31 protein-coding genes are annotated in these 26401 nt (G+C 63.9%); 14 read left to right on the forward strand and 17 right to left on the reverse strand.

Features of this window, described 5'->3' with window-relative positions:
- The first annotated feature begins 187 nt into the window (after positions 1-187).
- On the forward strand, positions 188-2131 hold the full coding sequence (locus NDI54_RS03975; RefSeq protein ID WP_310895183.1) for an aldehyde ferredoxin oxidoreductase family protein: 1944 nt from the start codon (positions 188-190) through the stop codon (positions 2129-2131).
- Between the two features lie 35 nt (positions 2132-2166).
- Positions 2167-2532, forward strand: coding sequence for a hypothetical protein (locus tag NDI54_RS03980; protein WP_310895184.1), 366 nt, complete (start codon positions 2167-2169; stop codon positions 2530-2532).
- Here NDI54_RS03980 and NDI54_RS03985 read toward each other — a convergent pair.
- The 3 genes from NDI54_RS03985 to NDI54_RS03995 all read right to left on the reverse strand — a co-directional run bounded on the left by NDI54_RS03985 (position 2516) and on the right by NDI54_RS03995 (position 3656).
- Positions 2516-2884, reverse strand: a complete 369-nt coding sequence (locus NDI54_RS03985) for a hypothetical protein (RefSeq protein WP_310895185.1) — start codon at positions 2882-2884, stop codon at positions 2516-2518. The two genes, NDI54_RS03980 and NDI54_RS03985, sit on opposite strands and share 17 nt — an antisense overlap.
- A 7-nt stretch (positions 2885-2891) precedes the next feature.
- Positions 2892-3146 (reverse strand): hypothetical protein, encoded by a 255-nt coding sequence (locus NDI54_RS03990; RefSeq protein WP_310895186.1) that lies wholly within the window; start codon positions 3144-3146, stop codon positions 2892-2894.
- A gap of 141 nt (positions 3147-3287) precedes the next feature.
- A complete protein-coding gene (locus tag NDI54_RS03995; RefSeq protein ID WP_310895187.1) occupies positions 3288-3656 on the reverse strand; it encodes a hypothetical protein in 369 nt (122 codons plus the stop codon).
- Between the two features lie 91 nt (positions 3657-3747).
- On the opposite strand from NDI54_RS03995, the gene NDI54_RS04000 reads away from it, so the two are divergent.
- Positions 3748-4146, forward strand: a complete 399-nt coding sequence (locus NDI54_RS04000) for a pterin cluster protein (RefSeq protein WP_310895188.1) — start codon at positions 3748-3750, stop codon at positions 4144-4146.
- A 24-nt stretch (positions 4147-4170) separates the two neighbouring features.
- Here the strand turns inward: NDI54_RS04000 and NDI54_RS04005 are convergent, their stop codons facing one another.
- Positions 4171-4443, reverse strand: coding sequence for a ubiquitin-like small modifier protein 1 (locus NDI54_RS04005; protein WP_310895189.1), 273 nt, complete (start codon positions 4441-4443; stop codon positions 4171-4173).
- 166 nt (positions 4444-4609) lie between these two features.
- On the opposite strand from NDI54_RS04005, the gene NDI54_RS04010 reads away from it, so the two are divergent.
- Positions 4610-5572: a C-terminal binding protein gene (locus NDI54_RS04010; protein ID WP_310895190.1), complete on the forward strand. Its 963-nt coding sequence runs from the start codon at positions 4610-4612 to the stop codon at positions 5570-5572.
- A gap of 78 nt (positions 5573-5650) precedes the next feature.
- A complete protein-coding gene (locus NDI54_RS04015; RefSeq protein WP_310895191.1) occupies positions 5651-6427 on the forward strand; it encodes a DUF7537 family lipoprotein in 777 nt (258 codons plus the stop codon).
- A gap of 15 nt (positions 6428-6442) precedes the next feature.
- Here NDI54_RS04015 and NDI54_RS04020 read toward each other — a convergent pair whose 3' ends face one another.
- Positions 6443-6844, reverse strand: coding sequence for a hypothetical protein (locus NDI54_RS04020; protein ID WP_310895192.1), 402 nt, complete (start codon positions 6842-6844; stop codon positions 6443-6445).
- A 95-nt stretch (positions 6845-6939) separates the two neighbouring features.
- On the opposite strand from NDI54_RS04020, the gene NDI54_RS04025 reads away from it, so the two are divergent.
- The gene (locus NDI54_RS04025) at positions 6940-7725 is read left to right on the forward strand and encodes a helix-turn-helix domain-containing protein (protein WP_310895193.1); all 786 of its coding nucleotides are present in this window, start codon (positions 6940-6942) and stop codon (positions 7723-7725) included.
- Between the two features lie 32 nt (positions 7726-7757).
- On the opposite strand, the gene NDI54_RS04030 is transcribed toward NDI54_RS04025, so the two are convergent.
- Positions 7758-8123, reverse strand: a complete 366-nt coding sequence (locus NDI54_RS04030) for a hypothetical protein (RefSeq protein ID WP_310895194.1) — start codon at positions 8121-8123, stop codon at positions 7758-7760.
- Between the two features lie 137 nt (positions 8124-8260).
- On the opposite strand from NDI54_RS04030, the gene NDI54_RS04035 reads away from it, so the two are divergent.
- Positions 8261-9280 carry a transcription initiation factor IIB gene (locus NDI54_RS04035; RefSeq protein WP_310895195.1) on the forward strand — a complete coding sequence of 340 codons (1020 nt, stop codon included), beginning with the start codon at positions 8261-8263 and terminating at the stop codon, positions 9278-9280.
- Positions 9281-9304: 24 nt separating this feature from the next.
- Here the strand turns inward: NDI54_RS04035 and NDI54_RS04040 are convergent, their stop codons facing one another.
- The 4 genes from NDI54_RS04040 to NDI54_RS04055 form a co-directional block, all read right to left on the reverse strand.
- The gene (locus NDI54_RS04040) at positions 9305-10099 is read right to left on the reverse strand and encodes an HpcH/HpaI aldolase family protein (protein WP_310895196.1); all 795 of its coding nucleotides are present in this window, start codon (positions 10097-10099) and stop codon (positions 9305-9307) included.
- Positions 10100-10176: 77 nt separating this feature from the next.
- On the reverse strand, positions 10177-10503 hold the full coding sequence (locus tag NDI54_RS04045; RefSeq protein WP_310895197.1) for a cupin domain-containing protein: 327 nt from the start codon (positions 10501-10503) through the stop codon (positions 10177-10179).
- A 312-nt stretch (positions 10504-10815) separates the two neighbouring features.
- Positions 10816-11541 carry a class I SAM-dependent methyltransferase gene (locus NDI54_RS04050; protein WP_406600166.1) on the reverse strand — a complete coding sequence of 242 codons (726 nt, stop codon included), beginning with the start codon at positions 11539-11541 and terminating at the stop codon, positions 10816-10818.
- A 2-nt stretch (positions 11542-11543) separates the two neighbouring features.
- Positions 11544-12428, reverse strand: a complete 885-nt coding sequence (locus tag NDI54_RS04055) for an aldo/keto reductase (RefSeq protein ID WP_310895198.1) — start codon at positions 12426-12428, stop codon at positions 11544-11546.
- A gap of 182 nt (positions 12429-12610) precedes the next feature.
- On the opposite strand from NDI54_RS04055, the gene NDI54_RS04060 reads away from it, so the two are divergent.
- Positions 12611-14272: an aldehyde ferredoxin oxidoreductase family protein gene (locus tag NDI54_RS04060; protein ID WP_310895199.1), complete on the forward strand. Its 1662-nt coding sequence runs from the start codon at positions 12611-12613 to the stop codon at positions 14270-14272.
- A 33-nt stretch (positions 14273-14305) separates the two neighbouring features.
- Here the strand turns inward: NDI54_RS04060 and NDI54_RS04065 are convergent, their stop codons facing one another.
- Positions 14306-14728 (reverse strand): metal-dependent transcriptional regulator, encoded by a 423-nt coding sequence (locus tag NDI54_RS04065; protein ID WP_310895200.1) that lies wholly within the window; start codon positions 14726-14728, stop codon positions 14306-14308.
- Between the two features lie 513 nt (positions 14729-15241).
- A complete protein-coding gene (locus tag NDI54_RS04070; protein ID WP_310895201.1) occupies positions 15242-16150 on the reverse strand; it encodes a serine/threonine-protein kinase RIO2 in 909 nt (302 codons plus the stop codon).
- Between the two features lie 844 nt (positions 16151-16994).
- On the opposite strand from NDI54_RS04070, the gene NDI54_RS04075 reads away from it, so the two are divergent.
- Complete coding sequence (locus NDI54_RS04075) at positions 16995-18227, forward strand: DolP-mannose mannosyltransferase (RefSeq protein ID WP_310895202.1); 1233 nt, start codon at positions 16995-16997, stop codon at positions 18225-18227.
- 3 nt (positions 18228-18230) lie between these two features.
- On the opposite strand, the gene NDI54_RS04080 is transcribed toward NDI54_RS04075, so the two are convergent.
- The 4 genes from NDI54_RS04080 to NDI54_RS04095 all read right to left on the reverse strand — a co-directional run bounded on the left by NDI54_RS04080 (position 18231) and on the right by NDI54_RS04095 (position 22159).
- Positions 18231-19415 carry an AI-2E family transporter gene (locus tag NDI54_RS04080; protein ID WP_310895203.1) on the reverse strand — a complete coding sequence of 395 codons (1185 nt, stop codon included), beginning with the start codon at positions 19413-19415 and terminating at the stop codon, positions 18231-18233.
- A gap of 102 nt (positions 19416-19517) precedes the next feature.
- Positions 19518-19937, reverse strand: a complete 420-nt coding sequence (locus tag NDI54_RS04085) for an acyl-CoA thioesterase (protein WP_310895204.1) — start codon at positions 19935-19937, stop codon at positions 19518-19520.
- Entirely contained in the window at positions 19934-20458 is a 525-nt protein-coding gene (gene msrA / locus NDI54_RS04090) for a peptide-methionine (S)-S-oxide reductase MsrA (protein ID WP_310895205.1), read from the reverse strand. The genes NDI54_RS04085 and msrA overlap by 4 nt, the downstream gene beginning before the upstream one ends.
- 63 nt (positions 20459-20521) lie before the next feature.
- Positions 20522-22159: an NADH-quinone oxidoreductase subunit D gene (locus NDI54_RS04095; RefSeq protein ID WP_310895206.1), complete on the reverse strand. Its 1638-nt coding sequence runs from the start codon at positions 22157-22159 to the stop codon at positions 20522-20524.
- A gap of 89 nt (positions 22160-22248) precedes the next feature.
- Here NDI54_RS04095 and NDI54_RS04100 point away from each other — a divergent pair, with 89 nt between their 5' ends.
- The 3 genes from NDI54_RS04100 (at position 22249) to NDI54_RS04110 (ending at position 24771) form a co-directional block, all read left to right on the forward strand.
- A complete protein-coding gene (locus NDI54_RS04100) occupies positions 22249-22923 on the forward strand; it encodes a helix-turn-helix domain-containing protein (RefSeq protein WP_310895207.1) in 675 nt (224 codons plus the stop codon).
- A 134-nt stretch (positions 22924-23057) separates the two neighbouring features.
- Positions 23058-23534, forward strand: coding sequence for a cupin domain-containing protein (locus NDI54_RS04105; RefSeq protein ID WP_310895208.1), 477 nt, complete (start codon positions 23058-23060; stop codon positions 23532-23534).
- A gap of 442 nt (positions 23535-23976) precedes the next feature.
- Positions 23977-24771 (forward strand): lipoate--protein ligase family protein, encoded by a 795-nt coding sequence (locus NDI54_RS04110; protein WP_310895209.1) that lies wholly within the window; start codon positions 23977-23979, stop codon positions 24769-24771.
- 54 nt (positions 24772-24825) lie between these two features.
- On the opposite strand, the gene NDI54_RS04115 is transcribed toward NDI54_RS04110, so the two are convergent.
- The gene (locus tag NDI54_RS04115; protein ID WP_310895210.1) at positions 24826-25086 is read right to left on the reverse strand and encodes a hypothetical protein; all 261 of its coding nucleotides are present in this window, start codon (positions 25084-25086) and stop codon (positions 24826-24828) included.
- Positions 25087-25219: 133 nt separating this feature from the next.
- Here NDI54_RS04115 and NDI54_RS04120 point away from each other — a divergent pair, with 133 nt between their 5' ends.
- Both NDI54_RS04120 and NDI54_RS04125 read left to right on the forward strand, forming a co-directional pair.
- On the forward strand, positions 25220-25522 hold the full coding sequence (locus tag NDI54_RS04120) for a hypothetical protein (protein WP_310895211.1): 303 nt from the start codon (positions 25220-25222) through the stop codon (positions 25520-25522).
- 40 nt (positions 25523-25562) lie between these two features.
- Complete coding sequence (locus NDI54_RS04125) at positions 25563-26396, forward strand: deoxyribonuclease IV (protein WP_310895212.1); 834 nt, start codon at positions 25563-25565, stop codon at positions 26394-26396.
- The last annotated feature ends 5 nt before the right edge of the window (positions 26397-26401 follow it).

A 26401-nucleotide genomic window follows, 5' to 3' on the forward strand; every position in this document is an offset into this window, starting at 1 on the left:
GTGCCCACTGGTGCCCGTCGTCCAGCGAGTTACACGGAGTTTGCCGTTGGGACTCTTAAGCGGTTCGGACCACAGCCGCGAGTGTGATTCGATCACGCAGACACGGCCCTCGGTGGAACAGTCGCCAATCCACAGCCTGATAACACAAATCGTTAAGTTGTTGCCGGCCGGAGCGTAATGTATTACCATGACAGACCTTGGTGGCTTCCAGGATCACGTGGCGCGAATCGACCTTGGGGACGGCGACGTAGCCTACGAAGGTATCGACCAGGAGGACGCCGAGAAGTACATCGGCGCACGCGGATTGGGGGTGAAATACGTCTTCGACCAGGGGCCGGACGTGGACCCGCTGGGACCGGAGAACCTGCTGGCGTTCATGAACGGCCCGCTGACGGGAACGCAGGTAACGATGAGCGGCCGCATCGCCATCTGTACGAAATCCCCGCTGACGGGCACCGTCACAGATTCCCACCACGGCGGTTGGTCGGGCGCGCGACTCAAGTGGTCGGGCTTCGACGGGCTCCTGTTCGAAGGCCAGGCCGACGAGCCGGTGTATGCCTACGTCGAAGACGGTGAAGTCGAACTCCGGGACGCCTCGCACCTCTGGGGCCAGGGCGTCCACGACACCATCGACGACCTCGAAGCCGAAGTCGAAGGCTCGCTGGGCAAGAACCTCTCCGTGATGGCTATCGGCCAGGGCGGCGAGAACGAGGTCAAGTACGCCTGTATCGTCAACGAAGACGACCGCGCGTCGGGCCGCGGCGGTACCGGCTGCGTGATGGGCAACAAGAACCTCAAGGCCGTCGTCGTCAAGTCCGGCACCCGGATGCCCAAGCCGAAGGACCAGGAGACGTTCCAGGAAGGTCACAAGCAGGCGATGCAGGTCATTCAGGAATCCGACGTGACCGCGCCCAACGAGGGCGGCCTCTCGATGTACGGCACGAACGTCCTGATGAATCTCACCGAGGAGATGGACGGCCTCCCGACGAAAAACGCGAAGTACTCCTCGACGCGGTCGTACTCGGAGGCCGAGGGCGACGGCGAGCGCATCATTGATTCGGAGAACGTCTCGGGCGAGAACGTCCGGGAGAACATTCTGGTCGACGAGCCGACCTGTCACTCCTGTCCGGTCGCCTGCAAGAAGGAAGTCGAGGTGCAGGCGATGCACAAAGGCGAGGAGATGAACGTCCGCACCGAGTCCTACGAGTACGAGTCCGCGTGGGCGCTCGGTCCCAACTCCGGGCACGTCGAGCGCGACAAGATCGCCGTGATGCTCGAACGGTGTAACGACGTGGGCGTCGACACCATCGACGTGGGCAACACCATGGCGATGGCGATGGAGATGACCGAGGAGGGCAAGTTCGACGAGCTGGGAGACGGAATTGACTGGGGCGACGCCGATACGATGATCGACATGATCGACATGATCGCCCACCGCGAGACGGAGCTCGCGGACCACCTCGCCGAGGGGCCGGACCACCTCGCCGAGGAGTTCGACGCTCACACCAACTCTCTCGCCGTCAAGGGCCAGACAATGGCTGCCTACGATCCGCGCTGTATGAAGGGGATGGCAATCGGCTACGCCACCTCGAACCGCGGTGCGTGTCACCTGCGTGGGTACACGCCGGCAGCCGAGATTCTCGGCATCCCGGAGAAAGTCGATCCCCGAGAGTGGGAGGGGAAAGGCGAGCTGTGTGCCACCTTCCAGGACCTGCACGCCATCAGCGACTCCTTCGACATCTGCAAGTTCAACGCCTTCGCGGAGGGTATCGAGGAGTACGTCCTGCAGTACAACGGCATGACCGGCCTGGACGTGAGCGAGGAAGAACTGATGGAGGCCGGCGAACGCATCTACAACCTCGAACGCTACTACAACAACCTCGCCGGCTTCGACGGGGCCGACGACGACCTGCCCAACCGGTTCGTCGAAGGCGACGAGCACGCGATGCCGGCCCAGGGCGGTTCCGAGGGCGAACTCGCGGAGCTCTCGAAGATGAAAGACGAGTACTACGCGGTGCGTGACTGGGAGAACGGCGTCGTCACCGACGAGAAACTCGACGAACTGGGCATCGACATCGGCCCCGGCACCGGCGTCAGTTCCGGCGGCGCAGCGGCCCCGAGCGACGACTGAGCCAGCGCCGGCCACCGAACACACCTATTTCTCTAATGCGCAAGGAAGACATCGACGACTTCGAATTCCAGGTCGAGTCCCGACTGACCAGCCACGGCGTCTACGTCACCGACTTTGCCGACGAAGGCGAGATGTACTGCCTCACCTACGAGTCGATTTCGGCCGACGAGGCGGCCGTCATCCCCCACCGAGAGATCGGCCGGGTCATCAACGTCCTGCGGGACCTGCATGCCGACGACTGGTCCGGGGTCGACGTTGAGGCGACCGTCACGGACCTCGAGGGAACCGAACTCGGCGAGTGGTCGGTCGACAGCGAGTGGATCGACGACCTCGAAAACGGCGATCTTTCCGAGACGGATTTCTCCCAGCGCGTGCTGGAGACGATCACGGTTCGGCAGTAATCGCCAGCACGTCCCTGATCTCAAGCGTCGCCTCGAACTCCTCGCTTCTGTCCAGCCGCCGGCCGTCGCGCTCGAACTGGGCGTCGTGGGCCCGTCGAACAGCGTCCTGTTCGCGCTCGCCCAGATCGAGGTCCGCGCCGATGGTGTCCCAGTGGCCCGCCTCGACACAGACGTAATCGGCCGCTCTGGGGCCGTTGATGCGCTCGTACTCTCTGTCGTAGGCCGCGCGGTGTTCTCGGAGATACGTCTGGACCCGTTCGAGCAGGTCCGGGAGCTGATCGAGTGGTACGCTGGCCTGCGTCCCGGCCAGCAGGACGATCTGGCCCTCGATGGGGTACGATGGATCAGCCATCGCCGGGTCAGCCGCCCGCCCGCATCGCCTTCTGTGCGAACTTCTCGATGAGCGGCTCCAGCGTCTCCGGGTCGCCGTCGAACTCGATAGTTACTTCGTTGAGCTGGAGGCTCGGCCCGATAGCGACCTTCTCCTCTGAGAGGCGCGCCATCCAGCCGTCGCCTTCGACGGTTGTTTGGTCCCGTTTCTCGCCGCCGAGGTTCTCCAGATAGCCGATCGCGGCCCGAACCGAGATCCCGCGAAAACTCCGTTCACGCTCCATCGTGTGGTCGTTACGGGTGCGGTCGTCTAAACCTATCGGCGCTCCGGAACTCGGTCCCCACAACCGCCTTCCTCGGATGGATCCCCTCTCCCGGACAATGCGGCTTACCCCGGCCGGATCCCCTCTCCCGGACAATGCGGCTTACCCCGGCCGGATCCCGTCGTCGACGATGCGGGCGTTGCGTTCGCGGTTGACGCGTTCGTCTAAGTCCTCGTGGTCGTAGATCTGGGCGATGACGGCGGCGTGGAGGTCCCGCCAGGCCATCGCGTAGATGGGCGACTGGCCCCACGCGCGGAGTTCGACGACGTACTCGTCGTAGGCCTCCCAGCGCTGCTCGAACTGCTCGATGTGGTCGACGACAGCGCTGGCCGGCTCCTCGGACCCGAGTGCGGCGTTGAGCTCCCGCTCCCAGCCGCCGACGGCCTGCTCCATGTCGCGTTTCGTGTCGTCGCTGTCCGGCGGCAGCGAGTCGACGATTCCGGCCGGTATCCCCAGTTCGATGTCATCCATACCGCTACACGTGGTTCGTGGCAGATAAATCCCGGCGATGGGCGAACATGTTCGCCTCTACTGATTTATCGCGGCACGTCTTAGGACACGTATGAGCAGTGAGACACTTGAGCGGCAGTCGTCGCCGGACCTGACCACCGTTGCGGTCAGGTGTACCGGCCACGTCCGCCGGGCGGTCGGCGAATCGTCGATGACGTTTACCTTCGAAGGGAACACGCTGCGTGACTTCCTCGACGCGTTCTTCCGGGAGTACGACGTGAGCGACATGCTCATCGCTGAAACCGAGGCGGACGCCACCACGGAGGGCTGGGCTCCGGAGATGGCGGACCTGCCGGGCGACTGGGCGAAAAACCCCGAGGGCGAGCAGACCAGATGCTACGCGCGAGTCGCGGTCAACGGGAAGTTCAACGAACATCTCGGCGGACTGGACACGGAACTGGACGCCGGCGACCGCGTCGGGTTGATGTTCCCCTTTATTTTCTGTTGCTGATCCGACGACTGCGTGGCCGGACCCCTATCCGCCGGCAACCGGCGGGAACACGCTGAGTTCGTCCCCGTCTTCGAGTGCGGTCTCCAGCCCGTCGAGGTGTGTGATATCCGTGCCGTTGCGCAGAATCGTCAGGTACTCGCGCAGTTTACCGTCCTCGAACAGGTCCATCTCGGTGAACTCCTCGGAGAGGGCCCGGAGCACGTCGCCGGCCTGCAGACCGTCCTCGAACTCGCGCTGCAGTGTCTTCTGTCCCACGGCTTCCCGGAAGTTGGCGAAAAACCGCAGTTCGATTTCCATGCCGCTGCGTTGGCGGTCAAGCGGCTTAAATCACAGCGCTCGGGACTGCGAGACCGTGCGGCGGCGCGGTTTGCTATCGTTGTATTCGATTTATCATGGACCTCGAATTCCTATCCGGCGGGAACGCCTTCGGCCCGTTTTAGCGTCGGGGTCCCTTCCTCCGGATATGGAACGCGTGGTCGCAAGCGACGATCCGATGATAGATATCGACCGACTGCGGGCGGAACTCGACGCTGAAGTCGTTGCCGCGGAGACGGACACCGAGGACGCGCTCAGAGACGCAGCCGACAGTGCGGCGGCGCTCGTCGTGGACGTGAACACGCCGATCACGGCCACAGTGCTCGATGCGCTGGATGACCTCCGAATCGTCGCGAGAGCGGGCGTCGGTATCGACAACATCGACGTGGCGGCAGCGGCGGACAACGGTGTGACCGTTACGAATGTCCCCGAGTACTGTACCGACGAAGTCGCCACCCACACGGCGACGCTGTTGCTCGATTGCGTTCGGACCGTCGCCGCCTACGACCGCGACGTTCGTGACGGCGAGTGGGGCTGGGAGCGGACCCGCCCGGTACACCGCGTCCGCGACCGGACGCTCGGCCTCGTCTCCTTCGGCCCTATCGCGCGCCGAGTGCGCGACCAACTGCGGGGGTTCGATCTGGACGTAATCGCCTACGACCCCTACGTTGACACCGAGGAGATGGCCGCGGCCGATGTCGAGAAGGTCACGCTGGAGACGCTGTACGAGCGGGCCGACTACGTCTCTCTCCACGCGCCCCTGACCGATGAGACGGCGGGGATGATAGACGCCGACGCGCTCGCATCGATGCGCGACCACGCCGTTCTCGTCAACACCGGCCGCGGCGGCCTCGTCGACGAGGCGGCGCTCCGAACGGCGCTGGAGGAGGGGACGATTGCGGCCGCCGGTCTCGACGTTCTGGCCGAGGAACCACCGACGGCGGACCATCCGCTGGTCGGTCTGGACAACTGCATCGTCACGCCCCACGCGGCCTGGTACTCCGAGGAAGCCCGCGAGGATCTGAACGCCGCTGTCGCCGCGAACGTCGGAGCCGCGCTGGCCGGTGAGACGCCGCCGGATCGCATCGATCCGGACACGGACTGGCTGTAGTCCCGGCGGGTGCGAGTGCCCAATCGCGCGTCGTATCAACCATACTAGCTTATCTCCCGTGACAGCCTCCCATCCGATATGACAACACGATTACTCACTGTGCTGGTGTTGTCGCTGGTCGTTTTCGCCGGGTGTGTCGGCGGGGACCCGGCGGCTGATGGCGGGACCGAAACGACTGACGGTGGGGCCGTTCCGGCAGATCAAAGCGACCTCTCGGTTGAGGCGGCTGACCGCCTCCTGCGGGACGCGGGCAGTTTCACCGCGACGTGGTCGTACTCGACGACTGAAGCCGGCGAAACAGCGACGATTACGAACGCTTACCAGGTGGACCTGCGGGCGAACCGCTCGATAGAGACCTTCTCGATGTCCGGGCCGGACGCCGGGACCGAGTTCGAAACGTTCGTCGCTGACGGCTCTGCCTACACGCGGTACGAGACCGACGACGAGGCGTTCTACCAGGTCCGCCCGCAGGACGACACGGCCTTCCAGTCGGCCGTCGACCGTGGGACGCTCAGCTACGAATCCGTCGACGACGCCCGTCTGATCGGGGCGGAGACCTTCGACGGTGTCACGGTCGACCGCTACGAGTACTCGGACCTCTCGACCTGGCAGCAGTTCGGTGCCGGCGCGTTCGGCTCCGGCGGAAACGTGACTGTGACCGACTTCACCGTCGTGATACTGATCGACGAGAGCGGGCTGGCACGCCAGACAGCATGGACGCTGACCGGCGAAACTGACGACGGCGAAACGGTCTCAGTCGAGTGGCGCTACGAGATTACCGGCGTCGGGTCGACTGAGGTTCCCGACCCGGACTGGCTTGACGAGGCTCGCCAGCAGTCGGACGGAGCCACGTGAGTCGCGTGACCGCTCTCAGCAGCGGAGGAATTCCCGTCGCTGGTCACCCAGGGTGCTCTGACCGGTGACTGCCGTCTTGATGTCACGAACGAGATTCGAGAGGTACGCGCGGGGTCCGGGGTCACACGTGCCGACGTGTCTGGCCTGGCGGTAGTCACAGCAGAGCGCGACCGGCAACAGCGGGGCCGCGAACAGGCCAGACAGCGTAACTCCCAGCTGGAACGGGTGGCCGGCCGGGACGACCAGCCACGCCGCGGCCACGACCGCCCAGAACACCGCCCCGTAGATGACGGTGTGTCGCCAGTTGTGTGCGGGGAGTTCGTACCCGCGGTCGTGGGAGGGAGCGTCGGCCGATGCGTCGCCAGCGACCGGTCCGCCGGGCGACTCGCTGGAAGATGGGGAAACAGGACAGGACATACTTCCAGTATCGTCTTCGGGGACAATCACAACCCGTTTGGCATACGCCGAACGAGACCGTGCGTATAAGCCGCTCGACACGCAACGGGGCGTATATGCGAGAGTTCATCTTCACCATCGATTACGAGCGGAACGTCGACCCCGTGATGGACGTGTTCATCGACTACCCGGAGACCCACTCCCGGACCATCGCGTGCAACGTCACGAAAGACGGGATGTGGCGGCTCGAACGGGTCGCCGGCCCGGAGGCGGCGCTTGACCAACTGGACGACGTGTACGACGACCCGGTCCAGTGTACCGAGTGTATCGGCACACGCGACTGCAAGACCGACTGGACCTACGAGGTCATCGGGTCGGACCCCGGCGTCCGGACGGTGTACAGCTACCGGTCCGAAGCCGGGGACTGCCACTCGATTCCGCGGCTGGCTATCGACCATGTCGGCCGCGGCGTCCTCGTCGAGACCGAGCGCCGCGGCAGCCGGTGTGAGTGGCGACTCCTTCTGTGCAGCGACGCCGGCGTCGACGGGCTGTTCGAGGAGATGGAGTCCGAACTCCGTGAGGGGCTCACCGTCGAGTTCCGGCAGCTCAGTTCGCCGTCGTACTGGGTCGATGAGGCCGTGACGCTGGCGGAGCTCCCGCCGGAGCAACAGGCCGCCGTCGAGGCCGCCGTCGAGCACGGCTACTACCGGACGCCGCGGGACATCTCCCTTACGGACCTCGCCGAAACGCTCGATGTGTCGCGGTCGACGCTCCAGTACCGCCTCCAGCGAGCCGAAGCGTGGATCGTCCGGTCGTTCGTCACGCGGTCGATGGGGCCGGTCCAGGCCGACGAGGATGTCGCCGAGGGCGGACGCCTCCGAATCGGCCGCTCGGGCGTCTAATCGTCGTCCGGAGCCGCTCGTCTGGGGCCGGACTATCCCGTTTTGCGACGGGCCTGCCGGCCGAGTGTGACGACCGCAATCGACAGCAGCGCGGCGATGACGAAAAACAGCCCGTCGCCCTGTGTCACTAGGATCGCGTCGAACTGCACTACTCGCACACCGAACGCGTATTCCAGCGCCTGTCCGACGCCGATAGTAACTGCGACCGCTGGAACGGCAGCGATGCCCAACAGAACGAGTAGGAGCGTCGGGACCTGCTGGAGTGCGCTAACGAGCGGCATCGCCCCGTCGTGTGTCGTCAGCGCGACCAGCGCCGCATACGCCAGTATCTGGACGCCGAACGCCACCGCTATCACGACGTAGCGGCGCAGGTCGGCGGGCCAGCGGGGTGGATCCATGTGGTGTAATGATGGACAGATAACATAAGTTCGCCCCTCGGAGGAAGTTCGGCGTGTGCCAAACGAGTCCTCATGCAGGATGCACCCCTACAATTGGGTACGACCGCGGGCGTCCCACGCGCTCGCAGAGACACACTATGACGACACGCAGCATCTACTCCCCCGACGAACGCGGTGACAGTGTGGACGAACAGGCCGAGTCCGAGGCGAGCACCGGCCACGCGTGCCCGGACTGTGGCGGGAGCCTCGTCACCGACGACAGTCGCGGCGAGACCGTCTGCGAGTCGTGTGGTCTCGTCGTCGACGAGGACGAGATCGACCACGGGCCGGAGTGGCGCGCCTTCGATAGCCAGGAGCGGGACAACAAGCGCCGCGTCGGCGCGCCGACGACAGAGATGAAACACGACAAGGGCCTCTCGACCAACATCGGCTGGCAGAACAAGGACGCCTACGGCAACTCACTGTCGACGCGCCAGCGCGAGAAGATGCAGCGCCTGCGGACCTGGGACGAGCGGTTCCGCACCCGCGACCACGCCGAGCGCAACCTCAAGCAGGCGCTGGGCGAGATTGACCGGATGGGCAGCGCCCTCGGCGTCCCCGAGAGTGCCCGCGAGACGGCCAGCGTCATCTACCGCCGCGCCCTCGACGAAGGAATGTTGCCCGGCCGCTCCATCGAAGGGATGGCGACCGCCGCGCTGTACGCCGCCGTCAGGCAGGCGAACCTCCCGCAGACGCTCGACGACATGGCCGTCGTCAGCCGCGTCGACGAGATGGAGTTCACTCGCGCGTACCGCTATCTCAACCGCGAACTCTCGCTGCAGGTCGGCCCGCCGGACCCCGCAACCTACCTCAGCAAGTTCGTCTCCGAACTCGACGCCGACGACGCCCTCGAACGCCAGGCCCGCGCGCTCATCGAAGCGGGGAAGGAGGCCAACGTCCACAGCGGCAAGAGCCCCGTCGGCCTCGCGGCCGCGGCCATCTACGCCGCCGGCCTGCTGCTGGGCGAGGAGATGACCCAGGAGACCGTCAGCGAGGCCACGGACATCAGCACCGTGACCATCCGCGAGCGCTACCGCGAACTGCTGGAAGCCGAGGCGGAACTCGACGACAGCGCCGTCGACGCTGCCAGCGGTGCTGAATCCGGCGCGAGCGCCTAAGCTGTCGCGCAGCCGTTTCTGTTCTCAGCTCCGTTCCCCTTCGAAGTCCTCTAACCACCCCTGCACCACGCTCTGAATCGCGCCGGTCGTGCTCCCGACGTGGAGAATCTGATACCCCGACTCTGCTTTCTCGTTCACGTCGTCCATCCCGAATCCGAGGCCGCCGACGGTGACATCCGCTTCCACCGCCGCCGCGCGGACCGCCTCCACTGCCTCCTGTACCTCCGGATGGTCGATTTCGCCGGGGTGGCCCATTGACACCGAGAGGTCGAACGGCCCGATGAACACGAAGCCCAGTTCTGGCACGTCCAGAATCGCGTCGATGTTCTCGACGGCCTCCTTGGTCTCGATTGTGGTCCCGACCAGCGTCTCCTCGTCCGACGCTTCGACGTAGTTCTCACCGAGACCCCAGCGGCGTGCCCGGGGCGCGGCCAGTCCTCGGTCGCCGGCCGCACCGTCGTATCGGAACCGGCCGGACTTGACGGCCTCCCGGACCTCTTCGGCAGTTTTGACTCGTGGCAGGAAGACGTTCTTGACTCCCAGGTCCAGTGCCTTCCGCACCAGCGTCGGGGATGTGTCCGGCAGCCGAACCAGCAGTTCCGTCCCGGTGCCGTCGGCCGCCCGCAGGAGGTTCTCGACGGTCGCCGCGTCCCACGGATCCGGCCCGCCGTGTTCGAAGTCGAGCCAGACGAAATCGACGCCCAGGTCGCCGTAGAACTCTACCAGCGTCGGGCTGTACGTGTTATCGAGGACGCCCAGCGCGACATCGCCGCTGTCGACCGTCTGGCGGAGCCTGTTCGTCGGCAGTGGTTGCGTCATACATATCAATGAAGTGTAACGCTGATAAGCGTGATGCGGAAACCGGTAGCCAGTACTGCCGTCCGGACGGCGACCCCTTACTGTCCCGGCAGCGGACAGAGGCTCGCGGTCAAAACGGCGATTTCGTCGGTGTGATTGTGCGCGCCGTGGGCCTGCCCGCGCTCGTTCAGCACGACCCCCGGCGCGGCGATGACTTCCTCGGTGTCGTCCTGCTGGACCGTCACCTCGCCGCGGACGACGTGGAACACGTTCGTCGCCCCGTCGTGTTCGTGGGGGTCGATTGTCGCATCCGGCCCCAGCGCGAACGCCTTCACCAGCACGTCGTCTGTCACTGCCAGTTCCCCGTCGATTACGTCTCCGTCAGCCGGTTCGGCGTCGAACTCTGATAAGCGGTCGAGCGTCATACCGGCACGTCGGCCGGCGCTTCCTTAGCCGTTCGGTTGCTAGGAAACGTTGTGTCTCTTTTTATTTCTTGAGTGAGTGTATTGTCTAACAGCCAGAAAGCCCCGGCTGGCTGAACTCGGGGGTGGTTCGAAAGACGCTTCGCGTCTTTCGTCATCACGAGAGAGCTTCGCTCACTGTGGTCCTTGCGTCGTCCGCCTTCGTTCAGCCAGCCGCCCCTTTCAGTCCCACCCAGCCTGGAGGGATCAACCGTCTTTGGGTGGGGCTTTCTGGCTGTCAAAACACCCGTTCCCATCGCAGGCCCTTCCCATATCTCACACATCTGCTAGCCGGAATGCGAGACTGTACATCGTCCCGGTTCGCTCGGAGCCGATAGCAGCAACTACGTCGTCAGCCATCGCAGTCAGCGGCTCTCCAACCACGTCGGGAAGCCGGTCCGCGTACCCACGCACCACCTCAGCGTGGGCGTCCAGGTGCGCCTCGGTCCAGGGCACAGGGTCAAGCAAGGTCTTCTTTCGCTCGACAGTCCAGCCGTGGTCGGCGAACACCGCGGCCAGCAAAGCGGGCGGATAAAAAGTCAGTGCCGGCCGGCCGTCGACAACCCGCGCGGCGGCGTTCTCCACAGCGAACAGCCGGTTGACAGCAGCATCGGCCGGTGGTACCGCGTAGTCGTCGACAACGAGGTGACCGTCCGACTTGGCGACCCGTGTCAGCTCGGCCGCGACAGCGTCGAGATCAGTTGGCGGCAGAACGTTACAGAGCCCGTGGGCGGTGACGAGGTCGACGCTATCGGTCGAAAGCGGCGTCGCCCGGAGATCAGCCTCGATAACTGCGAGACGGTCGGCGTTCCCGTCGCCAAGGCGCTCGCGGACCGTCGCAGCGTGGTCGGCGTCGTTCGTCACCGCGTACACCCGCTTCGCGCCGGCGGCCAGCAGCCCGGCCGTCGTGTTGCCGACGCCGGCCCCGGCTTCGAGACAGACCTGTCCTTCGACTTGCCGGTCGGCGAGGGCGGCCGTCACCGTCTCCGGAACGCTGTCCACGCTCAGTGATGCAGTTGCTCGGGAACCGGGCTGTCGTCGTGCCGGGCCTCTTCGATGAGCGCGCGCTGACGTGCCTCGTCCATCCCTTCGGAGCGGCTGGCGGCGTCGAGCACCATCTTGACGAGCTTCGGGTCGCCGGGGCTGACGACGGTATCGAGGCCCTGGGCGGCGGCGAAGTCGAACCGCTCGCGGATGGCCTCGGGCGTGTCGACCGGCTCGTACCAGTTCGCGTACGGACGGTCGGCCTCGGCCAGTTCGTCAGTCGGCGGCCACGACCCCTTCGCGAAGGCCTTGATGCCCAGCGTGCCGATACCCTCGGCCTCGCAGCGGTCCAGCACCGCTTCGTAGTCGTACTCGCCGTCGTCCTTGCCCGCAACGACGGGATTCAGCGGGAACATCACCGTTTCCAGGTCGTCGATGCGGTCGATGGCGTCGAGGATGAGTCCGGGGTCACCGTGGCTCGTCAGCCCGATGTGGTCGATTTTCCCCGCTGCTTTCGCCTCCCGTATCGCGTCCAGCGCGCCGCCGTCGGCGGTGATGGTGTCCAGTTCGTCCTCGTATTCTAGGCCGTGGATCTGGTAGAGATCGATGGTGTCGATGCCGAGGCGGTCCAGCGACCGGTCGATCTTCCGCGCAGCCCCCGCGTACTCGCGCTCCTGGGTCTTACAGCCCAGGAAGACCTCCTCGCGGTACTGGCGCAGCTTCGGCCCCAATTTCAGCTCCGCGTCGCCGTAGGTCGGTGCCACGTCGAAGTGGTTGATGCCGTGGTCGAGTACGAGTTCGACCATCTGGTTCGCCCCCTCCTGTTCGAGCCAGTTGAGTGCGATCGAGCCGAACGTCAGCACCGTACTCTCCTGTCCTGTCTCGCCAAGCGCTCGGGTCTCCATACTGGTCGCACGGACCGGAGACCAATAACCGTTGGTCGATTGCCGTGGTCACGACCGGCGAGTGACAGCCGGAGTGAACGAGCCGATGCCCGTCCCGGGCCGAACCTGCCACCAGTGTGTACCCACGCACAAGCCCACTGAGAGACACAATCGATAAGGCGGTGTCACAGTGATAAATAATAATGATACATGCAGACGGGCCGCTGCTGACGGTTGATCTGACCGCAGGTGAAACCGATACCGAGAACATCGACCCACTCCTCGAACAGTATCTCGGCGGCCGCGGCGTTGGCACGCGGCTGGCCCACGAGCGGATTCCCTTCGACGTGGACCCGCTCGGCGCACAGAACCGGCTGGTGTTCTCGACGGGGCCGATGCAGGCCGCCCAGATGAGCTTCACCGGGCGAATGAACTGCACCGGCGTCTCGCCACTGACCGACGGCTTGCTCTCCTCGAACGCCGGGGGCTTCATGTCCCGGAACTTCGCCGATACGGGCTACAGCGCCGTCGAACTCACCGGCGAAAGCGACGAACTCGTCTTCGTCCACGTGCGCGACGACGGCGTCGAGTTCGAGGCCGTCCCCGACCTCGCTGGCGCGACGGTCCCCGAGACGCTGGAGTATCTCGACGCCGAACACGGCATCGAGTCGGACCAGACGGCGGTCATTGGCCCGGCCGGGGAGAACGCGGTCCGGTTCGCGTCTATCATGACCAGCGAAGAGCGAGCTTTCGGCCGCGGCGGCCTCGGCGCGGTCATGGGCGCGAAAAACGTGAAGGGCGTCACGTTCGCTGGCGACTCCCCGCCGGACATCGAGATTCCGGCGATGCAGATGGACATCCACCGGGAGGCCGCGACGGACGACCACATCATGAAACGGCAGGGAACCGTCTCGGTGATGGACCTCGCGAACGAGGTCAACGGCCTCCCCTCGTACTACTTCTCCGAGCAGTCTTTCGCCGGTGTGGAGGGCATCAACGGCGACGCCGTCGAATCGAAGAAGTACAAGAAAGGGACCTGTTCGGCGTGTGCCTTCGCCTGCAAGCTCCCGACGCGGGACGAGGAACGCGGCGTCGAGACCGAAGGCCCCGAGTTCGAAGTGGCGATGGCCTTCGGCTCGAACTCCGGTGTTGACGACATCGTTGACGTGATGCAGTCCAACGCGCTCTGTGACCGCCTCGGGATGGACGCCATCTCCGCGGGCAACACCGTCGCGGCCTACCTCGCCAGCGAGGACGCCTTCGGCGACACTGACCTGATACACGAGACCGTCGAGAAAATCGCCCACCGTGAAGGCGTCGGCGACACGCTGGCTGAGGGTATCGACCGCTGTCACGACGACCTCGATGTCGAGAACTGGACGGTCAAGGGAATGGACTTCGCCGCCCACGAGGGGCGTGTCCTCCACGGCCAGGGACTCTCCTATGCCGTCGCCAGCCGCGGCGCGGACCACATGTACGCGACGGTTTACTCCGTCGAGTACCCACTGGTCCCTGACGACCAGGCCGTCAACCCGGAGGGAACGCTCGGCAAAGCCGACATGCTGGTCGAACGGGAGAACCTGATGGCACTGAACGACAGCGGCGTCGTCTGCAAGTTCTCGCGGGACTTCATGACGCCCGAGCGCTACGAGGACCTCTTCGACGCCGACTTCGAAGACCTGCTCGCAGTTGGCGCTCGGACTGTCACGCTCGAACGCCACTTCAACAACCAGCGTGGCTTCGACCGAACGGACGACACTCTGCCGTACGATCTCCCCTCGTTCGAGACCGCACTGGAGGAGTACTACGATGCGAGGGGCTGGTCCGACGACGGCATCGTCCCCGAGAGCGCGCTGCCGGTCTGATTCTCTACCGACCGCTCGTCCGAAGTGGGCCGTTCAAATATCATCTCCATCGGAGAGTGTCGACGCTGGGTCTGTCGGTCCCGATATCCCCTCCGCTTCGGCGTCACAGGGGAGCGTTGCTGCCAGTCGCTCGGCGACCATCGGACTGACCAATCCGGCCAGTTCCATCGCTTCCGCTTCGTGGTCGTCGAGATCCAGTACACCGCGAAAGAACCACGAGACGGTTACGTACGTCTCGTGTAACTCCGCGGCGTCCTCGCGCCCCGACTCGGTCAGCGTCACCCCGTCGTAGGGCTCGTAGGAGACGAGCCCCTCCGCTGCGAGCCGCTGACACATCTCTGTCACCGCCGCCGGCGACCGGTCGAGCATCTCTCCCAGAACGCCCGGTGCAACGGGCGGGTCGTCCCGATGCTGAGCGATGTAGATCGCCAGCAGGTACTCCGGCGCTGTACTCATTACTCCGGTGAGTTCGTATCGCTCACTGTGGGCTCGCCGTTCCTCGACTCCTCAGTCGACTGCACGTTGGGTTCGAAGACCATCGCGTAAGCCCCGCCCACAGTCGAGCGCGCACACGTCGCGGACGTTTACCCATCGTCTGCTTCCCCCGGCTTCCCGATAGTGGTGTTGGCGGTCATCGTGTCCGACCCCCGTATCCGGTACTGTTGTCTGCCATATGATTTAGGCTCACCTAATAATATAAAACGTCTGTGGTTTTTAGGACAGCCTAATCTCTGGTCGGTTCCCGATTTGGAAACAGGAATCTGCCACTGGTAAGACGACTTGTCTCCCCCGGCGTACGGACCATTAAGCGAACAACTGCCGCTGCCGCTTCGAACCGGCCCGATCGGTACGCATCCCGGATTTGATATAGCACTATCTAGTTTATTTTCCGAAGAGCGGCATAACTCCGACTCGTTGCGGAACCAGTCAAACGAGGTGCGACGCGGCAACAGCGTCGCTGGAACGTTGCTATGCAGTAAACTCAGTGATCGACTCGAACGAGTCGGTTGCCAGTTGTTCGGCGACGGCTCGCCTGTCGACATCCCTGATTTCCTGCGGATATTTCCGCTCGAAATAGCTCACGATGTTCTCGACATCCCGAGTTAGCAGTTCGCGCGCGTTTTCGTGGTCTGTCGGGACCGCCTGGGGCCAGTCGAAGACGACGACGCCCTCGCTCGTGACGAAGACGTTGTACTCGCTCATGTCCGCGTGGACATACCCCTCGCGATAGGCCGTCTGCATCTCTTCGAGCACGAGATCCAGAATCGGCAGTACCTGTTCGGGTTCGAGTTTCGTCCGGGAGAGTTCGACGCCGTCGATTTTCTCCATGACGATTGCATGGCGGTTCGTGTCGATGGGCTGGGGAACCGACACGTCCGGATACAGTGTTTCGAGCGCGTCGTATTCCCGCTCTGCGGCCTTCCGAGCGGTGTAGAGCCACGAGACGTGATCGCGGTCGGCGGTGTACTCCCGCTCTTTCATCACTTCACGGAAGTTAGTGTACCCCTCGCGGTGGTACTTCAGGGCCACTGGTTTGTACGAGTGGGCCTCGTACACGTCGCTCTCCTTGCCCACCCCAAGCGGCGACCCAACGCCGTCGATGGTGTCGCGTTCGGCAAACGTATGCAACGCGAGCGTGTCGTACCCTTCGAAGGTGAGTTTGAAGCCTTCGTACTGGATGGTCTTGCGCTCGACCAGCCCCCGGTCTGCACAGCGGTCGAGTCGGTAGTCGACATCCTCCGTCGTCAACCGGGAGAACTCGGTCAATTTCTCGCGGGCGACGTACTCCGAGAACCGCATTCCCTGTTCGACGCCCGAAAGCAGATGGAAATCCTCGGGTTCCAGCTCTGCCATCACTGAAGCCACGTTCTGGACCATTAGATCCCTGTACTCGGCCGACTCGTAAAAGACCGACGCGTTCGCTGGATAGTGCCATAAATGAATAACAGCTATATCAAAATCTTTCCCGGCCTCAGTTGGCCGCGTTGTCGTCGGACTGTAGGCGTGTTGACCGGTGTTCCGATTCGGTCGAATCTTGGATACTGCGGTGTCTGGTCTGTGTCCGGCCGTTTACTACTGATAGACGGGTAACACACGTGATCGGTGGGATCCCGAGTCAGGTGATACTGGGTCGGTCTCATGACGAACCCGAGTTCGTCTGCCGGGAATTCTATCCGTATTAATTATGTGATTAATCAGAACAGTACTCTCCTGTCCAGTACTTCGGGGCCGAAACCGATCCTAGGCCGGTGTTTCACCGAGTAAGTGACACTTTCACCCATATCCTCACACATTTTGAGAGTGATATTATCGGTCGGCTATTACTGTTGCACCGCCGTTTTTCGTCGCTCAAAACATGCTTGATTCCTCGTGAGTGTGGGCGTAAAGGACCGCAATTGCGGGCATCAGTGGTACCGTATCTGAACAGAATGGTAAGCTAAACATCAGCTGGAAAATACGTTCCTAATCAGAGTACCTGTATATGTGAGGCGGACCGCGATTCGCTTCGGATTCCGTTGCTATCGTAAATTACTTTCTACTTTTGGTTATCTGAGTATAAGCAGACTGCGTGAGCAGACGAAACCGAGACCGGCTCAGAGATTCGCTGCGCTCGCTTGCTCTCCATCCCCGCGACCGACGGCTCGCATTTCCAGTTTTGTTCGCTGTCGGCACTGAGATTTACTTTTTCTTGACAATAACACTGGGTTTTTCTCGCCCGCCGATGGCTCCAGACGCCGGTATCTTCCAGCATATCGGCTGGTACGTGACACAGGGCGGTCGGTTGTACGTCGACGCCTGGGAACCGAAACTCCCGCTGTCGTACGAGACAACTGGGATTCTGGCGGTGCTGTCTGGCGGGGACATGTACCGGCTCCACCTCCTCAGCGTGTTACTGATGATCGGGTCTGTGTGTGCAATCGTCGGACTCGTTGTGGTGCTCGTCCACGATATCACCGGTGACGATACCGCTGCGGCACTGGCCGGCCTCTCGCTGTTCCTCTTACCGGGGTTCGCCGTTCGGCCGGCGTATGGATTCAAAGCGAAATACCTGCTCGTTCTCTGTGGGTTACTGGCGATCTATCTGTACACGCGTGGCTACCCGGCACTGAGCGGTGTGGCTGCAGCAGCGAGCGTGGGATACTGGCAGGCAGGCGCTATTTTCCCGGTGATTGTGGTCGGCCTGGCGATCCAACATCGCGACACGCGGGCGCTTGAGCGTGTCGTCGCTGGCGGGCTCGGGTTTACACTCGTCATGTTGATGCCGGTCTTTTTGATCTGGCACTCGGCTTCAGAGATGGTCGCTCAGGTCCTTCTCGTGCCACTCCGAACGGAGGAACACACTTCGTTGCTTGCTCGGATTGTCGCTGGCGTCGTTCACTTCAAGTGGGCGTCGCCATTCGTGTTACTCGGTGGACTCGGCCTCGCTCACACCGCCCGATGTTGGTTCAGGAGCAGCGATGGCGTTGTCGGGCGTACCGACTGGTGGATCCCGGTCGGTGCCGCGTGGTTCGCGTTTCTGGTACTGTTCGTCGATTTCGAGACCGGCGGCTACACCGACCTCATACCGGGGCTCCCGTTCGTCGCAATCGGTATCGGGATTGTTGCCGCGACGCTTCGTGATCAGCAACCGAAGCAGTATCTCGGGAGCGTGCTAGCCCTCGTTCTCGTTGTGAACGTCGCCTTCCTCGGCAGTGTCGGCGCTGTCTTCACACCTGTCGACACGCCGGGCCCGGAACCGATGTCGGACCTCCAAACTCACGACCTCCCGGCACAATACGAGGAAGCCGAACCGGTTCCTGATGTCCGGTATATTTACTGGCAACAGATCGAACCGGCGGGGTGTCACTACCGGATCTCAGTGATGGAACTGCGGTGGCTCGACCGTATCGGCTCGACAACCGAGAGCCGCTGTGTCGACTTCGGAACCGCCAGAGCCCGGCTTGCGGGCGGGTAGCCGTTACGACTCCGTGGCGTCGTAGTCGGAGAGCGACGTTTGCGTCGTGTCGACTGTGCCCGTAATGACGTACGGAACGATGATGCGGAAGAACTGGGCGACCAGGACCAGCAGAATCGGGCCCAGGAAGATGCCGTAGAAGCCAAAGGCGATCGGTCCGAGGATGTACGCGAACATCAACAGGCCGACGTGAGTCAGGTCGCCGCTGACGTAGGGCCGGATCAGGAAGTCCGGGATCGTATCGACGACGATCAGTGTGACCACGAGGAAGAGGGCGACCCAGGCCAGAGCAGCCGTCTGTCCCGTGACGACGGCGGTAATCGCAAGCAGCACAGCCACGGGCAGGTAGACGATTTTCATCCCGACGACGGGAATGAGGCTGCCGATACCGGTCAGCGCACCGACCAGTGGGGCGAAGGGAATCCGTACCGAGCTGGGTGCGACCAGATTGTACAGCGAGAACACGAAAATCCCGATGACGCCCGTCACCAGCGCGTTCAGGATGTTCCCGAAGAGAATCGAGGAGAGTTCGTCGTCGACTGCCGCGGCGTACTCTCGGAGGACGCCCGAGCCGTCGAAGGTGTCGAGGAACCAGCCGACGAGCCGCGGCCCGTCGGTGAGCAGGTAGTACGTGCCGGCGAACATGATGAACACGCGAAGCAGCAGCGACGTGAGCAGACTCAACGAGTCGATAATCGTGTCGGAGACGCGTCCCAGCCACGACTGGACCGTGGCGTTTTGCAGCAGGGCCAAGAGTTCGGCTGGCCCCATTGTCAGAAGCTCTCCGACGCCGAGGTCGGCTAGCGGTCCCGGCAGCGACCCACCCTGGAGCCCCTGAAACTGAGAGAGGTACGCCGCACCCAGACCACCCTCGCCGAAAAACGCCTGTAACTCGGGAACAATGAGGATGAGCGTGTAGCCGACCAGCACCACGAACGGCAGGAGAAAGAAGAAGATCGTCGCGGCCGCATGGACCTGCTTCTGGTAGGGCATCGCCCGCTTCAGGTACGACTCGGACAGCGGCAGCTTCCCCAAGCGGCGATAGATCGGCCGGCTAGCGTAGTACAGAAAGATAGTGAACACGAGCGTCGGAATGAATTCGGACAGGACGAGCCCGACCACGACCAGGAGTGCCACACCCGCGAGGGCAAGGAGGACGCGCCGTCCGAGGTCGGTACTATATTCCATATGTTTTCAACACAACATGTGGATAAAAAATAAAACCACCGGTGGCCCGACGATTTCCCACAGGACGGGCGGTAAGAGGTATCTCCGCCCTCTCGGTTTCGGTTACAGCCCTTCGAACTGTGCAATCCGCGCCCGCCAGTCTTCGGGAATCGGACGCGAGGACTCCGCGTCGCGGTCGTACGTGACCACGGTCGTCTCTCCGGTCGCAGCCACGCCGTCGTCGGTTCGGACCTCGTACTCGAACGGGAAGCTCTTCTCGCCCAGACGGGGCACCCGGACGCCGACGGTGACGGTGTCGGTGATATGGACCGGCTGGACGAAGTCGACTTCGAGGTTCGCGATGACGATTCCGGTTCCCGACTCGCCGCCCGAGAGCAGCGCCTCGCCGCAGTCGACTACGTCGTCCAGGTAATCGATGCGAGCCTCCTCGAAGTAGGTCGCGTACGTCGCGTTGTTGACGTGGCCATACGTGTCGATGTCCGTGTACCGGACCTCGACTTCGGTCGTGTACTCGAAGCTCATGCCAGCAACTCCGCGTGTTTCTGTTTGAGCTTCTCGATCTTCGGCGGGATGGTCAGCTGGCAGTAGCTCTGGTTCGGGTTCTTCTCGAAGTAGTCCTGGTGGTACTCCTCGGCGGGGTAGAACGTTTCCAGGGGTTCGACTTCGGTGACGATGTCGCTGTCGTAGCCGGGCTGGATCTCCTCGATGAGCGCCTCGACCGTCTCGCGCTGGCTCTCGTCGTGGTAGAACACGGCCGAGCGGTACTGGGTCCCCACGTCGTTGCCCTGGCGGTCCTTCGTCGTCGGGTTGTGCGTCGTGAAGAAGACGGCGAGGAGGTCATCGTAGCTCACCACGCTAGGCTCGTAGGTGAGCTGCACACACTCTGCGTGGCCCGTCTCCTCGCGGCAGACCGCCTCGTAGCTGGGGTCGGCGACGTGGCCGCCGGCGTAGCCCGAGACTACCTCGGTCACGCCCTCGACCTGCTTGAACACCGATTCCGTACACCAGAAACAGCCGCCCGCGAGCGTCGCTTGATCAGTCATCACCGGACGTACGTGCCCAGCGTACAAAACTCACTGGCCGCGTTCGTCCCAGACAGGCGGCGGCTACCGGTCGACCTCGCCCATAATGGTGTCGAGACTCCCCAGTGTGGCCACGAGGTCGGGGACGTACTCGCCGCGAGCCATCTCGGACAGCGCCTGAACGTGGGAAAAGGAAGGGCCGCGGATCTTGAACCGCGCGGGGGAGTCTGTCCCATCCGAACGGATGTAGATGCCGAGTTCGCCCTTGGCGGCCTCGATGGCCCGGTAGATTTCGGTGTCGGGGTCGGGCCGGAGCGTGCGGGGGACGTTGGCCTGAATCTCGCGGTCGTCCTCTGGCCAGTCCTCCAGCAGGTCGACGCACTGGCTGATGATCTTCGCGGACTCCTCCACCTCGCGCAGGCGCACGAGCAGGCGCGCGAAGTTGTCGCCGCCCTGTTCGGTGACGACCGACCAGTCGAGTTCGTCGTAGTAGCCGTAGGGGTCGTCGCGCCGGAGGTCGTAGTCGACGCCCGAGGCTCGTGCGACTGGCCCGGTACAGCCATAGTCCTTCGCGGTCTCCGTCGAGAGATGGCCCGTGTCGACCGTCCGCAACTGGAGGATCTCGTTGCTGGTGAGCATGTCGTGGTACTCGGTCAGTTTGTGGGGGAGGTCGTCGAGGAACGAGCGTATCTTCTCGAAGAACGCCTCGCGGGGGTCGGGCAGGTCCCAGGCAACCCCGCCCAGCCGGAGATAGTTGAACATCAGCCGCTGGCCAGTGAGGTCTTCGAGGATGTCCTGGACGAGTTCGCGGTCTCGAATCCCCCACTGGAAGGTGGCGGTGAACTCGCCGACCACGTCGAGCGCGTAGGTGGCGACCGCGAGCATGTGCGAGAGGATGCGCGAGAGTTCGCCGCCCATCGTCCGGATGACCTGGGCGTACGCCGGCACCTCGATGTCGGCGAGGTCCTCGGCCGCGCGGGCGTAGGCCCACTCGTTCAACAGGCCGCCCCCGCCCCAGTCCCAACGGTCCGGGTACGGCATGATCTGGTGACGGTAGGTTCCCTGCTGGCACATCTGCTCCTCGCAGCGGTGGATGTAGCCGATGTCGGGGTCGACGGCCGCCACCTGCTCGCCGTCGAGTTGGACGTTCAGGTGGAGGACGCCGTGGGTTGAGGGGTGGTGTGGCCCCATGTTGAGGTGCATCGTTTCCGGGCCTTCGCGGTGGTCTTCGAGCAGCCGCTCGTGCTCGCGGAAGGAGACGATCTGTGGCTGGTCCTGATTGTAGTCCCGGCTCAGGGGGTGGCCCTGCCAGGTCTCTGGCAGGAGGATACGCCGGAGGTCGGGATGGTTCTCGTATTCGATGCCGACCAGATCGTAGGCCTCCCGCTCGTGCCACGCCGCGGTCGGGTACACCGGCGCGGCCGACTCGCTGCTCGGTGCGTCCTTGGGCGTTGGAACCACGACCGAGAGCTCCCGCATCGGGTCGGCGTAGCACCGCAGATGATAGATGGTCTCGAACCGGTCGGCGTACTCCTGTGCTGTGACGCAGGCACAGTGGTCCAGCCCCGCTTCGCTCCGGAGCGTTGAGAGGACGGTCTGGACCTCGTTGGCGCGGATGACAACAGCCGGAGCGTTCTCGTGGCGTTCGGTAGAAAGGACGTGGTCGGCAATCGGCTCGATCAGCGGATGGGCGTCGTCGGCGCGGTGGACTGTTTGGGCCATCTCCGTGGCCGCGTATTCGCCGGGCCGGTTCCTCGACTTATCCCCTCACTCCCGAGGTTATTTTAAATACCAGTGGGAAACTATCGGGTATGAAATACGTCACGCTCTCGCTGTGGATGGCCCCCGAAGTCCGCCATCCGATGCACCAGTTCGTCGTCGAGCATGACGGCTACGAGGCGAGCTATCTCCTCCGTGGCAACGAGGTCGGCACGGACCTCCAGACGTTGCTGTTTCACGTCGACGGCTTCCCGCCCGACCCGTACCGGGCGGCGCTGGAGCAGGCCGACACCGTCCGGGAGTACGCCATCTCGACGTGCCCCGACGAGACGTTCTACCTCTACGTGCAGGACTCGCCCTCGGCGACTGGACACGATCTCGTCGACGCGATCACGCGGGCCGGCCTGGTCATCGTCTCGCCGGTGGCCTACCGCGCCGACGGGACGGTCGGTCTCACGCTGGTCGGTCCGGGCGGAACGGTCCAGCAGGCAGTCGAAACGGTTCCCGACGGCGTCTCCGTCGACGTGCGGGAGGTCGGTGAGTACGACAGCCGGCGACTCGACACCGGAGCGGCGCTCACTGACCGGCAGTTCGAGGCCGTCGCCGCCGCCGTCGACTGCGGCTACTACGGCGACCCCCGCGAGGGCGGCGTTGACGATGTCGCCGACGAACTCGGCTGTGCGCCCGGCACTGCCGCCCAGCACCTCCGGAAGGCCGAGGCTCGCGTGATGGCCGATCTGCTCGAACAGCACAACACACCGGTGTAGCCGGCGCGGTGTCGTCGGGACCGCGGGTGCCACGCTCCCGAAAAACTATAAACTCTGGAAGAGTGTCATCTAGCGTTGCTTGTGAACGCACCGCAGGGAACAGTCGTCCCCCGCTCCCAAGACTCACAGTGACCATGGACACAGTAACCATCGACGACGTACCGACCGAACGGAACCCGATGCAAGTACACGACATCCGCAAGCCCGTCTCCCGCGAACTCGGGACCGAGCACTTCGCGGCGAACTACTTCGAACTCGCTCCTGGAGACTCCTTCTCTGGGGGCCTCCACCGCCACCACGATCAGGAGGAGGTGTTCTACATCGAGCAGGGCGTGGCCACCTTCGAGGTCGGCCTCGACCGCGAGGAAGTTGCCGTTTCGAGCGGCGAACTGATCCGCTTCGAACCCGGCGAGTTCCAGCAAGGCTACAACGCCGGCGACGAGCGTGTCATCGGCTGGGCCTTCGGCGCGCCCGGCGCGAGCCACGACTGGGACGACCTGGAATCCAGAGCCCACTGTCCGGAGTGCGACGACGAGCGGACCCACAGCGTGGCCCTTGCCGGCGACCGCTTCGAACTCACCTGTACCGACTGCGGAAACGTGCAGGGCTAGCAATTACCTCGGTCGTTTTTGACAAAGTAACAGCAAGTGAGCACGGCCAGAAAGCCCCCTCGCGGACGACTCGTCTGACTCCGTGCGCTCCTCGCGTCGCTGCGGTGCTACTGTCGTCAGACTCGTCCTCCCCTCGGCCCCTTTCAGTCCCGCCCTGCACTGTTTGTCCAACCGGGTACGGGTGGACTGAAAGGGGCCGCTCGCTCGACGTTCGAGATCGTCCGAAAATCTTCGATTTTCGGGATGACGAGAGAGCTCTGCTCTCTCGGACCACGACGCAAGCACTGCACGAGCGACGTTGAGGAGCGAGGAAGCGCGCACCGAGTCGCAGGAGTCGAGCGAGCGGGGGCTTTCTGGTTGTTCGAGGATGTCGGAGATGTATCACCGATCCTCACTGTTGCTAGCCCGCAATTCATATCGCATCGCGCCACGAAACCGAGGTATGTCACTGGCCGACCTGGAGTGGCGCGTTATCGGTGAGGAAACGCGGCCCGGGCCGATGACGATGGGCCTGGAAGCGGCGGCCGCCGAGACAGTCGCCGCGGGCGGCCCGGCGACGGTGCGAGTGTACACCTGGCCCGACACGCTGTCGCTGGGCTACGGACAGGCCCCCGACACCATCGACTGGGCGTTTTGCGAGCGCGAGGACATCGGCGTGACGCGTCGGCCCACGGGCGGCGGCGCGATCTACCACGACAGCGTGGCCGACATCTCCTATGGCATCATCGCCCCTGCCGAGGCCGTGCCGGGAGATCTGATGGAGTGTTACGAGCAGTTCTGCGAGCCCGTCTTGGACGCGTTCGAGCGGATGGGCGTCGAGGCGTCGTTTGCTGACGACGAGCGCGAGGCGGTCCACCAGCCGGCGTGTTACCTGCGGCAACTCCATCCGGCCCACGACATCGTCGGGCCGGACGGCCGCAAACTCAGCGGGAACGCCCAGTACCGCCAGAAGAACGCTGTCATCCAGCACGGCTCCCTGTCGGTCTCGCTGCGGTCCGAGCGCCACTGCGGCTGTTTCACCGCCGACCCCGACCCGGAGCGGTTCGCCGAGCGCGTCGGGGCGATAGAGGAGTACGCCGATATCGACCGCGCTGAGGCCGTGGAGACGCTCCGCTCGACGCTGGCCGAGTGGGTCGACGCGACGGAAGGAGCGTGGTCGGACGACGAACTATCCCGCGCACGCGAGCACGCGAAAGAGAAATTCGCCGCCGACGAGTGGGTCCGACGGTCGCCCTGACGTGGGTCCGGTCGCCTCTACATGGTCACAGCAGCGACCGACTCAGGCAGTGCCCTACTGTGACGAGACATCTATCGGCGGTCTCTCCGGCGTGTCGATGCCTTCCCGGTCGAAGGCGGTGAGTGCTCGCTCGGTCACGTCGGAGGTGAAGGCGAACTCGTCGCGCAGGTCGGCGACGTAGGCCTTCGCGCCGACCGTCCGGTAGTACGTGCCGTCCTCGACGCGGACGACGGCGGGGTGGTCGTCGCCGAGCAGCGTGGCCGGGTCGACGCCGTCATCGGGCCGCTGTTTCGCATTCGACCCGGACTCTGTCATGGACTCGCGCCTCGGGCCATGCGGTATTTCTTGGGTGGCACTGACATATTAGCTGTGCCCGAAACGGTTGGGTGGCCGGAACCTGTATCTGAAATGACGCCACTGTTTTGTGGTGGCTCGACCCAGATGAAGTATGGGCTCATCCCCCGCTGATGACGACCCCTCCGGCGGTTCGGCGACGGACAGCAGCGTCGCACAACTCTCCGACGAAGAACTGTACGCGATTGTTCGCCTCGCAGCCGAGGACGCAGTCCTCGGTGCGTTCGGGACGCTCATGCTGGTCGGCATCGGCGTCGTGTTGGTCGCTTCGAGCGCGCCGATGCTGTTTTCACTGTCACCGCTCCCGATGGTGTTCGGCGCCCTCCTTGCCGGGTTCGGCGCGTATCTCGTCCTGTCGAGTCTTCGCATCATCCCACCTGCTCGCGAGTGGCTCTAACTCCGGAATCTCTTTTATCGGGCATCACTGACCGGTGGGCATGGTACGAGTCGGGGCACACACCTCTATCGCCGGCGGCGTCTACAACGCCGTCGAGGAACAGGTCGAGTACAGCGGCAACTGCGGACAGATATTCTCCCATTCGCCACAGGTCTGGCAGGACCCGAACATCGACGACGACGAGGCCGAGCAGTTCCGTAATCTCGCGGCCGAACACGGCGTCGGTCCGTGGGTCATCCACTCGTCGTACCTGGTCAACCTCTGTACGCCCAAAGATGACCTCCGCGAGAAGTCCCTCGATTCGATGCAAAAAGAGGTCGACGCCGCAGCGAAGCTGGGGATCGAGTACGTTAACGTCCACCTCGGAGCCCACACCGGCGCGGGCGTCGACGGCGGGCTGGACAACGCCGCGAGCGTGTTGGACGACCTTGACATCCCCGATAGCGTCACCGTGCTGGTCGAGTCCGACGCGGGCAGCGGGACGAAACTCGGCGGCCAGTTCGAGCACCTGGCGACGGTCCGGGAGCGGACCGACCAGGACATCGAGTTCTGTCTCGACACGGCCCACATGTTCGCCGCGGGCTATGACCTCTCGACGCCCGCGGCCGTCGACGAGACGCTCGAAGAATTCGACACCGTCGTCGGTGTTGAGGACCTCGCCTGCGTTCACCTCAACGACTCGAAACACGAATGCGGGACGAACAAGGACGAACACGCCCACATCGGCGAGGGCCACATCGGCGAGGAGGGCATGCGCGCGTTCGTCAACCACGACGCCATCCGCGACGTGCCGCTGGTGCTTGAGACGCCGACCGAGGACGGCAAGAGCTTCGCCTGGAACATCGAGCGCGTCAAGGAACTCCGCGGCGACTGATTTCG

Origin of the sequence: Haloarcula terrestris (genome assembly GCF_031624315.1) — an archaeon.
Lineage (GTDB): Archaea > Halobacteriota > Halobacteria > Halobacteriales > Haloarculaceae > Haloarcula > Haloarcula terrestris.

Bases quoted from the DNA above. Each gene is read 5' to 3' on its own strand.
- NDI54_RS03975 (WP_310895183.1), top strand. From the start codon at position 188: ATGACAGACCTTGGTGGCTTCCAGGATCACGTGGCGCGAATCGACCTT.
- NDI54_RS03980 (WP_310895184.1), top strand. From the start codon at position 2,167: ATGCGCAAGGAAGACATCGACGACTTCGAATTCCAGGTCGAGTCCCGA.
- NDI54_RS03985 (WP_310895185.1), bottom strand. From the start codon at position 2,884: ATGGCTGATCCATCGTACCCCATCGAGGGCCAGATCGTCCTGCTGGCC.
- NDI54_RS03990 (WP_310895186.1), bottom strand. From the start codon at position 3,146: ATGGAGCGTGAACGGAGTTTTCGCGGGATCTCGGTTCGGGCCGCGATC.
- NDI54_RS03995 (WP_310895187.1), bottom strand. From the start codon at position 3,656: ATGGATGACATCGAACTGGGGATACCGGCCGGAATCGTCGACTCGCTG.
- NDI54_RS04000 (WP_310895188.1), top strand. From the start codon at position 3,748: ATGAGCAGTGAGACACTTGAGCGGCAGTCGTCGCCGGACCTGACCACC.
- NDI54_RS04005 (WP_310895189.1), bottom strand. From the start codon at position 4,443: ATGGAAATCGAACTGCGGTTTTTCGCCAACTTCCGGGAAGCCGTGGGA.
- NDI54_RS04010 (WP_310895190.1), top strand. From the start codon at position 4,610: ATGGAACGCGTGGTCGCAAGCGACGATCCGATGATAGATATCGACCGA.
- NDI54_RS04015 (WP_310895191.1), top strand. From the start codon at position 5,651: ATGACAACACGATTACTCACTGTGCTGGTGTTGTCGCTGGTCGTTTTC.
- NDI54_RS04020 (WP_310895192.1), bottom strand. From the start codon at position 6,844: ATGTCCTGTCCTGTTTCCCCATCTTCCAGCGAGTCGCCCGGCGGACCG.
- NDI54_RS04025 (WP_310895193.1), top strand. From the start codon at position 6,940: ATGCGAGAGTTCATCTTCACCATCGATTACGAGCGGAACGTCGACCCC.
- NDI54_RS04030 (WP_310895194.1), bottom strand. From the start codon at position 8,123: ATGGATCCACCCCGCTGGCCCGCCGACCTGCGCCGCTACGTCGTGATA.
- NDI54_RS04035 (WP_310895195.1), top strand. From the start codon at position 8,261: ATGACGACACGCAGCATCTACTCCCCCGACGAACGCGGTGACAGTGTG.
- NDI54_RS04040 (WP_310895196.1), bottom strand. From the start codon at position 10,099: ATGACGCAACCACTGCCGACGAACAGGCTCCGCCAGACGGTCGACAGC.
- NDI54_RS04045 (WP_310895197.1), bottom strand. From the start codon at position 10,503: ATGACGCTCGACCGCTTATCAGAGTTCGACGCCGAACCGGCTGACGGA.
- NDI54_RS04055 (WP_310895198.1), bottom strand. From the start codon at position 12,428: ATGGAGACCCGAGCGCTTGGCGAGACAGGACAGGAGAGTACGGTGCTG.
- NDI54_RS04060 (WP_310895199.1), top strand. From the start codon at position 12,611: ATGATACATGCAGACGGGCCGCTGCTGACGGTTGATCTGACCGCAGGT.
- NDI54_RS04065 (WP_310895200.1), bottom strand. From the start codon at position 14,728: ATGAGTACAGCGCCGGAGTACCTGCTGGCGATCTACATCGCTCAGCAT.
- NDI54_RS04070 (WP_310895201.1), bottom strand. From the start codon at position 16,150: ATGGTCCAGAACGTGGCTTCAGTGATGGCAGAGCTGGAACCCGAGGAT.
- NDI54_RS04075 (WP_310895202.1), top strand. From the start codon at position 16,995: ATGGCTCCAGACGCCGGTATCTTCCAGCATATCGGCTGGTACGTGACA.
- NDI54_RS04080 (WP_310895203.1), bottom strand. From the start codon at position 19,415: ATGGAATATAGTACCGACCTCGGACGGCGCGTCCTCCTTGCCCTCGCG.
- NDI54_RS04085 (WP_310895204.1), bottom strand. From the start codon at position 19,937: ATGAGCTTCGAGTACACGACCGAAGTCGAGGTCCGGTACACGGACATC.
- msrA (WP_310895205.1), bottom strand. From the start codon at position 20,458: ATGACTGATCAAGCGACGCTCGCGGGCGGCTGTTTCTGGTGTACGGAA.
- NDI54_RS04095 (WP_310895206.1), bottom strand. From the start codon at position 22,159: ATGGCCCAAACAGTCCACCGCGCCGACGACGCCCATCCGCTGATCGAG.
- NDI54_RS04100 (WP_310895207.1), top strand. From the start codon at position 22,249: ATGAAATACGTCACGCTCTCGCTGTGGATGGCCCCCGAAGTCCGCCAT.
- NDI54_RS04105 (WP_310895208.1), top strand. From the start codon at position 23,058: ATGGACACAGTAACCATCGACGACGTACCGACCGAACGGAACCCGATG.
- NDI54_RS04110 (WP_310895209.1), top strand. From the start codon at position 23,977: ATGTCACTGGCCGACCTGGAGTGGCGCGTTATCGGTGAGGAAACGCGG.
- NDI54_RS04115 (WP_310895210.1), bottom strand. From the start codon at position 25,086: ATGACAGAGTCCGGGTCGAATGCGAAACAGCGGCCCGATGACGGCGTC.
- NDI54_RS04120 (WP_310895211.1), top strand. From the start codon at position 25,220: ATGGGCTCATCCCCCGCTGATGACGACCCCTCCGGCGGTTCGGCGACG.
- NDI54_RS04125 (WP_310895212.1), top strand. From the start codon at position 25,563: ATGGTACGAGTCGGGGCACACACCTCTATCGCCGGCGGCGTCTACAAC.